At 59.7% G+C, this 9,082-nt stretch carries 3 protein-coding genes, 2 tRNA genes and 2 rRNA genes; 4 read left to right on the top strand and 3 right to left on the bottom strand.

All coding sequences use genetic code 11. The annotated features are described in order from the left end of the window. Positions 1–4: 4 nt before the first annotated feature. From IFJ82_RS14635 to IFJ82_RS14620, 4 genes are all read left to right on the top strand, one after another. Positions 5–80: transfer RNA gene (locus tag IFJ82_RS14635), tRNA-Ala, on the top strand. A 384-nt stretch (positions 81–464) separates the two neighbouring features. Further along, positions 465–3,205, top strand: a 23S ribosomal RNA gene (locus IFJ82_RS14630). A 102-nt stretch (positions 3,206–3,307) separates the two neighbouring features. After that, positions 3,308–3,423, top strand: a 5S ribosomal RNA gene (rrf, locus tag IFJ82_RS14625). A gap of 31 nt (positions 3,424–3,454) precedes the next feature. After that, a tRNA-Met gene (locus IFJ82_RS14620) sits at positions 3,455–3,531 on the top strand. A 170-nt stretch (positions 3,532–3,701) separates the two neighbouring features. Here the strand turns inward: IFJ82_RS14620 and IFJ82_RS14615 are convergent. The 3 genes from IFJ82_RS14615 to IFJ82_RS14605 are packed head-to-tail and all read right to left on the bottom strand — an operon-like array spanning position 3,702 to position 9,074. Beyond that, the gene (locus IFJ82_RS14615; protein WP_192265063.1) at positions 3,702–6,875 is read right to left on the bottom strand and encodes an error-prone DNA polymerase; all 3,174 of its coding nucleotides are present in this window, start codon (positions 6,873–6,875) and stop codon (positions 3,702–3,704) included. After that, the gene (locus IFJ82_RS14610) at positions 6,872–8,395 is read right to left on the bottom strand and encodes a DNA polymerase Y family protein (RefSeq protein ID WP_225578701.1); all 1,524 of its coding nucleotides are present in this window, start codon (positions 8,393–8,395) and stop codon (positions 6,872–6,874) included. Before IFJ82_RS14610 ends, IFJ82_RS14615 begins: the two co-directional genes overlap by 4 nt. After that, entirely contained in the window at positions 8,310–9,074 is a 765-nt protein-coding gene (locus IFJ82_RS14605; RefSeq protein WP_192265061.1) for an ImuA family protein, read from the bottom strand. The genes IFJ82_RS14610 and IFJ82_RS14605 overlap by 86 nt, the downstream gene beginning before the upstream one ends. Positions 9,075–9,082: the final 8 nt, after the last annotated feature.

Raw genomic sequence — 9,082 nt, 5'->3', positions numbered from 1 at the left:
CATCGGGGGCGTAGCTCAGCTGGGAGAGCACCTGCTTTGCAAGCAGGGGGTCGTCGGTTCGATCCCGTCCGCCTCCACCAGGTGGCCTTTGCTGTGCATTATGCACACAGGTTACCTGATGCCGGATGCGATGGGGTCTGGTGATGATCCAGGCGTGTATGATTGTTGTTTTGGGAAAAGAGATCGGACATCTGTCCGGCAGTCGCGATGCGGCGCCGGCTTTTGGTGTCTGGTAAGTTTGTTCTTTGTCAGTGTGAATAGGTTGGTGCGTCTGTGTGCGTGCCGTGTCGCGGGTTGGTCTGACCCATGCGATGGTCCGGGGAACCGGGGTATTGCGTGCTGTGCGATGTGGCGTAAGCGAACATGGACGACGTAAAGAGAATAGAGTGGTCGTGAGATGAACTGCACTTTCTTATGTGCGGGACTGTCTGCCCCAGGGTGGATGGCTCCTGTGCATGTGTGGTGAATGAGCGCGATAAGGGCATTCGGTGGATGCCTTGGCACCAGGAGGCGATGAAAGACGTGGCACGCTGCGAAAAGCCATGGGGAGCCGCGAGCAGGCTTTGATCCGTGGATATCTGAATGGGGCAACCCACCCAGCGATGGGTATCATGTTCTGAATACATAGGGGCATGAGGCGAACCCGGGGAACTGAAACATCTAAGTACCCGGAGGAAAAGACATCAATTGAGATTCCGCTAGTAGTGGCGAGCGAACGCGGAACAGGCCCGTGATTGTTGCAGAAGAAGCAGAACGGAATGGAAAGTCCGGCCATAGAGGGTGATAGCCCCTTATGCGTAGTGTCTGTGATGATCCTTGAGTAGGGCGGGACACGTGAAATCCTGTCTGAACATGGGGGGACCACCCTCCAAGCCTAAATACTCCCTGGTGACCGATAGCGAACAAGTACCGTGAGGGAAAGGTGAAAAGCACCCCGACGAGGGGAGTGAAAGAGACCTGAAACCGAATGCCTACAAGCAGTCGGAGCCTCTTATGGGGTGACGGCGTACCTTTTGTATAATGGGTCAGCGAGTTTCTGTTTGCAGCAAGCTTAAGCCGTTAGGTGTAGGCGCAGCGAAAGCGAGTCTGAACAGGGCGACGAGTTGCTGGCAGAAGACCCGAAACCGAGTGATCTAGCCATGGCCAGGCTGAAGGTGCGGTAACACGCACTGGAGGGCCGAACCCACGCCTGTTGAAAAAGTCGGGGATGAGCTGTGGCTAGGGGTGAAAGGCCAATCAAACTCGGAAATAGCTGGTTCTCCGCGAAATCTATTGAGGTAGATCGTCTGGTATTACCCCGGGGGGTAGAGCACTGGATGGGCTAGGGGGGCCCAAAGCCTTACCAAACCTAACCAAACTCCGAATACCCGGAAGTATGAGCCAGGCAGACAGACAGTGGGTGCTAAGGTCCATTGTCGAGAGGGAAACAGCCCAGACCACCAGCTAAGGCCCCTAAATCGTGGCTAAGTGGGAAAGGATGTGGGGATTCCAAAACAACCAGGAGGTTGGCTTAGAAGCAGCCATCCTTTAAAGAAAGCGTAATAGCTCACTGGTCTAATAGAAACCCTGCGCCGAAAATGTAACGGGGCTCAAGCCACGTGCCGAAGCTGTGGGTGCATACTTTGTATGCGCGGTAGCGGAGCGTTCCGTAAGTCTGTGAAGGGGACGGGGTGACCCTCCCTGGAGATATCGGAAGTGCGAATGCTGACATGAGTAGCGATAAACAGTGCGAGAAACACTGTCGCCGAAAGTCCAAGGGTTCCTGCGCAAGGTTAATCCGCGCAGGGTGAGCCGGCCCCTAAGGCGAGGGCGAAAGCCGTAGTCGATGGAAACCGGGTGAATATTCCCGGGCCTGCCAGAAGTGACGAATGCAATATGTTGTCGGGTCTTATCGGATTGACCCGGCTTTTGGAGCATTCCAGGAAATAGCTCTGGCATATAGACCGTACCCGAAACCGACACAGGTGGACTGGTAGAGAATACCAAGGCGCTTGAGAGAACGATGCTGAAGGAACTAGGCAAATTACTTGCGTAACTTCGGGATAAGCAAGACCCGTCCGTGGGCAACCACAGGCGGGTGGCACAAACCAGGGGGTAGCGACTGTTTAGTAAAAACACAGGGCTGTGCGAAGTCGAGAGACGACGTATACGGCCTGACGCCTGCCCGGTGCCGGAAGGTTAAGAGGAGGTGTGCAAGCACCGAATTGAAGCCCCGGTAAACGGCGGCCGTAACTATAACGGTCCTAAGGTAGCGAAATTCCTTGTCGGGTAAGTTCCGACCTGCACGAATGGCGTAACGACTTCCCCGCTGTCTCCAGCATCGGCTCAGCGAAATTGAATTCCCCGTGAAGATGCGGGGTACCCGCGGTCAGACGGAAAGACCCTATGAACCTTTACTGCAGCTTTGCAGTGGCATCAGAGACATTCTGTGTAGGATAGGTGGGAGGCTTTGAAACCGGGGCGCCAGTTCCGGTGGAGCCATCCTTGAAATACCACCCTGACTGTTTCTGATGTCTAACCGAGACCAGTAAGCCTGGTCCGGGACCCTGCATGGTGGGCAGTTTGACTGGGGCGGTCGCCTCCCAAAGTGTAACGGAGGCGCGCGATGGTGGGCTCAGGTCGGTCGGACATCGACTGTTGAGTGCAATGGCATAAGCCCGCCTGACTGTGAGAGTGACAGCTCGATCAGAGACGAAAGTCGGCCATAGTGATCCGGTGGTCCCGCGTGGAAGGGCCATCGCTCAACGGATAAAAGGTACTCTAGGGATAACAGGCTGATCTCCCCCAAGAGTCCACATCGACGGGGAGGTTTGGCACCTCGATGTCGGCTCATCACATCCTGGGGCTGGAGCAGGTCCCAAGGGTTCGGCTGTTCGCCGATTAAAGTGGTACGTGAGCTGGGTTTAGAACGTCGTGAGACAGTTCGGTCCCTATCTGCCGTGGGTGTTGGAGACTTGAGAGGATTTGTCCCTAGTACGAGAGGACCGGGATGAACATACCTCTGGTGCACCGGTTGTCGCGCCAGCGGCACAGCCGGGTAGCTAAGTATGGAAGGGATAACCGCTGAAAGCATCTAAGCGGGAAACCCACCTCAAAACAAGGTCTCCCCAAGGGCCGTGATAGACCATCACGTCAATAGGCCAGGTGTGGAAGCGCAGTAATGCGTGCAGCTGACTGGTCCTAATCGCCCAATAGGCTCATTCACACAGCCACTCAACGTGGAAAACATACATGCACAGCAGTCATCCACCCACTCTATCCTCTCAGCACCAACCTCCCACACAGTCCCTCAGGACTGACTGGATGATCTGGTGGCCATGGCGGGACGTGCTCCACCCGATCCCATCCCGAACTCGGACGTGAAAAAACCCAGCGCCTATGATACTGTGCCTTAAGGCACGGGAAAGTCGGTCGCCGCCAGATCTTCCAGTCAGCCCTGAATGAAAAATACCACCGCGGGGTGGAGCAGCCCGGTAGCTCGTCAGGCTCATAACCTGAAGGCCGCAGGTTCAAATCCTGCCCCCGCAACCAAAATTACCGTTTGAAAACAAACACTTAGGCCGCCTCAAGGGCGGCCTTTGGCGTTTCTGCTCCACGCGCAGGATGCGTATAGGATGCAAATGGGACTGAAAGCGCAGCGTAGTTTGGGCTAAAATGGGGCATTATCACGATAGCGTGATGGCCGTTCCAAGCCTCATTGCTTAGTGGAAATTGCGCGATCTGACGACGAGACGTTCACTGCCTGAGTCTATGTCGGTTGTGGTGTCTGCGGAGGATCGGTTCCCGACATCCGCCAGCAATCCGGAAAGGTCCGTGATCTCTTTCGCGACCAGATGCACGACCTCGCCCTCCTTCTGCAGCATGCCTTTCACGGCAAGCATCTGGCCGCCAAGTACGACGTGCCGGTTCGCATCAAACATGTCCGGCCAGATGATGACGTTCATGTTGGCCGTCTCGTCCTCCAGCGTCATGAATACCACGCCTTCGGCGGAGCCTGGTCGCTGCCGGACCAGCACCAGTCCCGCTACGGTGAGACGCTTCCCTTCCTTTGCCGCCAGCGCCTGCTGACAGGTGACGATGTCCCGTGCCCGAAGATCTTCGCGTAGAAAGGTCAGCGGATGATCCCGCAGGGTCAGGCCAAGCCGGTTGTAATCCCGCACCACCTCTGCCCCATCCCGCATGGGCTGCAGCAACACATCCGGCTCATCCGCTTCCCGCGTTACTTCCGCAGCCGCAAACAGGGGCAATGGTTCGTCCCGTAAGGCCTTAATCGCCCAGAGCGCCTCGCGCCTTGCCAGCCCGAGCGAGGGCCGAAACGCATCCGCCTCGGCCAGATGGGTGAGGGCTGCTGCTTTGACACCCGCCCGACGCCATAGGTCATCGACCGACGTAAACGGGCGTGAGGCCCGAGCGGCAACAATGCGGGCGGCATCGTCATTGGCCAGTCCTTTGACCAGACTCATGCCCAGTCGCACGGCAAACATTCCGTTGGGGCTTTCTGGCCCCTCCAATGTGCTGTCCCAGCGCGAGGTGTTGACGCAGACAGGTCGAATTTCCACGCCATGTTCCCGCGCATCGCGGACCAGTTGTGCCGGCGCATAAAACCCCATTGGCTGGGAATTCAGGAGGGAGGCCAGAAACACATCTGGATGGGTGCATTTCATCCATGAGGATGAATAGGCCAGAATGGCGAAACTGGCCGCATGGCTCTCAGGAAAACCGTAAGACCCGAACCCTTCCAATTGCTGGTAGATCCGCTCGGCGAATTCTTCACCATAACCGTTGTCGCGCATGCCTTCGATGAGCCGTGTCTGAAACTGTGAGACGGTACCAGTGTTCTTGAACGTCGCCATGGCCCGGCGCAACTGATCCGCTTCGGCGGCGGTGAATCCCGCACAGATCATGGCCACCTGCATCGCCTGTTCCTGAAACAGCGGGATGCCTAGCGTTTTACTTAGAACCGCTTCCAGTTCTGGTGTCGGATAGTCTTCGCGCTCAAGGCCTTCGCGGCGACGCAAATACGGATGCACCATATCGCCCTGAATGGGGCCGGGCCTCACGATCGCCACTTCAATGACGAGGTCATAAAACACCCGCGGCTTGAGCCGTGGCAGCATGGACATCTGGGCACGGGATTCAATCTGGAACACACCGATCGTATCGGCCTTGCGGATCATGGCGTAGGTGCGCGGATCCTCGGCCGGGATGCTCTGGAGCGTGAAGTGCTGGCCCTTGTGGTCCCCGAGCAGATCCAGACCTTTTTTCATGCAGGTCAGCATGCCAAGGGCCAGGATATCGACCTTCATGAATTTCAGAACGTCGATATCGTCCTTGTCCCATTCAATGATCTGGCGCTGCTCCATCGACGCAGGTTCGATGGGCACCAGTTCATCCAGCCGGTCATGCGTCAGCACAAATCCCCCGGGATGCTGTGACAGATGACGGGGCACGCCGATCAGGCAGCGGGCCAGATCCAGCGTCAGGCGGATGCGCCGGTCGGACAGATCAATACCGCTGTCAGTCAGGGCATCATCGTCCAGCCTGCGGCCCCAGCCGTGGATCTGGCCCGAGAGTGTGCGGATCAGATCTTCCGGCAAGCCCATGACCTTGCCGACATCGCGTAAGGCCCCCTTGGCGCGATAGCGGATAACCACGGCTGTCAGGGCTGCCCGGTCACGCCCGTAATGCTCATAAACCCACTGGATGACCTGCTCACGGCGTTCGTGTTCGAAGTCCACATCGATATCCGGCGGTTCGCCCCGTTCTTCAGAGACGAAACGCTCGAACAGCAGGGAGTTGCGGGCCGGATCAATGGCGGTGATGCCCAGCACATAACAGACTGCAGAATTGGCAGCCGAGCCACGACCCTGGCAGAGAATATCCTGACTGCGTGCATAGCGGACAATGCTGTTCACGGTCAGGAAATACGGCGCATATTGCATCCGTCCGATCAAGTTGAGTTCGTGGTTCAGGCTCTGGCAGACCTCATCCGGAATGCCTTCTGGATAGGTGCGGGCTGCGGCCTCCCATGTCAGGGTTTCCAGCGCCTGCTGGGGCGTCTGACCGGGCACGGACACTTCATCGGGATACTGATAGGCCAGATCATCGAGCGAGAAACGGCAGCGCTCCACGATCTCCATAGTGCGGGCGACCGCTTCGGGGTAACGGCTGAACAGCCGGGCCATCTCCTGCGGTGGCTTGAGATAGCGGTCTGCGTGCCGCTCCCGGACGAACCCGGCCTCGTCGATGGTGGTGTTGTGCCGGATGCAGGTGACGACATCCTGCAGGATGCGCCGGCCATGAGTATGGAACAGCACGTCATTGGTCACGACTGTTGGTACACGTGCCTGATGCGCCAGGTTCGACAGTTCGTAGAGACGCATCTGGTCATTCGGGCGGCGCAGCAGGGTGAGCGCCAGATAGGCCCGGTCGGCAAAGGCGTCTTTCAGCTTGCGCAAATGCAGGGCGCAGGCATCATCCGCCGTGTCCGGGATCATGACGACGATCAGGCCCGCGTCCCAGGCCACCAGATCTTCCCAGAGCAGACGGCATTTTCCTTTCCCGGCACGGGCCTTGCCGAGGCTCAGCAGGCGGCAAAGACGGCCGTAGGCAGCCCGGTCCATTGGGTAGACCAGCACAGGCGGAAAATCCGCCAGATCGAGACGGCATCCCACGACAAGCCGGAGCCCGACCTCTTTTGCCGCGACATGGGCCTGCACCATCCCGGCCAGAGAGTTGCGGTCACAGATGCCCAGTGCCTCGATGCCAAGAGCCTTTGCCTGCGCAAACAGTTCGATCGGAGAAGACGCCCCGCGCAGGAACGAGAAATAGGTTGTCACCTGCAATTCGGCATAACGCGGTGCCGAGGGGCTCATCCGAAAATCCCGTGCAGAAACCAGCCCTGCGAGCCCGTCTCGCCATGCTCACCGTCACCAGCACGGTAAAGCCAGAACCGCTCGCCGCTGGTGTCCTCCACCCGGAAGTAATCCCGGGCGATGGTCAGTTCGGCGTCATTCTTCCACCACTCGCCGAAGACACGTTCCGGCCCATCGGCGCATTTCACCTTCCGTCGCACACCCCGCCAGATGAAGAATAGCGGCGGCTGATCCGGCAGTTCCGCCATGGCCTGCACCGGCTCGGGCCGTGCCAATAGACGTGGGGGACGCGGCCAGTGCTCGGGCCAGTCCTTCGTCTCCTCGGGGGCCAGCGCGGGCACGCGGCAGAACGAGCGTTCGGGGAGATCGCTTTCCACCGGGGCAAAGCGATACAGCGCCTGCATGCCGACACGGTTGGCCAGTGTGTCGATCAGATCGGACACATCGGCTTCTTCTTCGGCGATGAGGGAGGAGACCGTCTGCCGTCGGTCCATGGGTTCCGCCAGAGAGGCGATCAGTACCATGCGCTCAATGCCGAAACCCGGATTGATCGTTTCGATTTTCTCGCACAGCAGGCGGGTCAGGCGCTTCACATCGCGTACCGGCATGGCGGTCGCCACGCGGATCGCCTCGGTGCGGCTGTCTACCCGATGCAGCAGCAGGTCGAGGCGGCGCACGCCCTGTCCACGTTCGTCCAGTCCCTGGCAGAGCAGCGGCACCAGCTTGCCAATATATTTGGCGATGGTCTCGGCGGCCCCGATCGGCTCGGCGAAGTTCCGGCTGACCTCGATCGGATCAACCGGGCGGACTGGCACGATAGCTTCACCAATACGCCCGAACGCCTGATCCAGCCTGCGGGCGATGTCGGGGCCAAACCGCAAAGCCAGCGGTGCGCGGGGCATGGCGGCCAGTGGTCCGATGCGGGATACGCCCAACGTGGCCAGACCCTCAATGATAGGGGAGGGCAGGCGGAGTGCTTCAAGGGGAAGATCGGCCAGAGCAGAGGTCGTTTTATCTGACGGGACAACAGCAATCGCTAACCGGCCGTAGCGAGCCAGTGCGTGGGCCGCCCCCCAGGTGTCCGCGACTACGGCCCGAGCGCAAAAACCGGCTCCCGCCATGCGGTGGACCATATCCTTGAGCATGGGAAGTTCGCCACCATGCAGGTGATCCGCCCCGGTCGTGTCCAGAACCAGCCCATCCGGCGTATCGACGGCCACGATGGGCGTGATCCGGTGCTGGAACCACAGGGCAAGTTTTTCCAGCCCCAGCTGGTCGCCCTCGGGATCGGCGTCCATCAGCACCAGATCGGGATACAGTGCCTGAGCCTTGGCGACCGGCGTGCCGGGGCGCAGCCCCAGCTTCCGGGCGGCGAGATCGACAGACAAGACAACCCGTCGCCGTCCTTCCCGTCCGACAAGGGCCAACGGCGTTTCAGGCGCGGGCGCGTCTGGTCCAAGCCGCTTCCTGATCCGATCCGTCGGCCAGAGTGGCAGGTAAAGAGAGACGACCCTTGCCATCACAGGCCTCCACTTCAAAATCGGCACATTCGCCCGCACGGGCACGGATCAGTTCTAGCAGCCAGCGGGGGCGGCCCACTCCGGGCACCGGCAACGGTAAGGAAGGCAGGACGGACACTCGCCAGCGGGTGACAGACGCTGTGGGCTGGCCGAAATCCGCCGCATCCGTCTGCCGCCGCCAGCGGCGGATCGCGATGCCAAGCGAACCAGACGTCTCGGCGGCCAGTTGCAGACGGCGTGAGGCGGTCATGGACAGACGGGCGACCTCGGCGACCACGGCCCCAAGGCCGCCATGCCGCAGTCCTTCCTCGAAACAGGCCAGTACATCGACGTCCGAACTGGCCTCGACAAAAATGGTTCGCCGAGCAGAAAGCCCCACCTGTTTCAGGGAGGGAGCGAATACGTCCTGACGGGTGACGATCCAGAGCACCTTGCCGCGCGTGCGGGCCGCAATCCCGGCGCAGAACTGACCGGCGGCCGCGCTGTGAAGGGCGTCGTTGCCTCCGCCTGCCACCTCATGCAGGGCACCCAGCGCCAGACCGCCACCGGGCAGACGGGCGTCGATTTCGCGCACACCAAAAGGCAGCACCGTGCGGCGTCGATCGCTATGACCTTCAAGCCGACTGATCGTGGCCCGTAGCGTCTCCAGACCGGGTTTTTTATGGGTTTCAGCAGTCATGTCACGGC

Source organism: Novacetimonas hansenii (assembly GCF_014843995.1).
In the GTDB taxonomy this organism is placed as follows: Bacteria; Pseudomonadota; Alphaproteobacteria; order Acetobacterales; family Acetobacteraceae; genus Novacetimonas; species Novacetimonas hansenii.
This window is presented reverse-complemented; position numbering and strand designations above follow the sequence as displayed.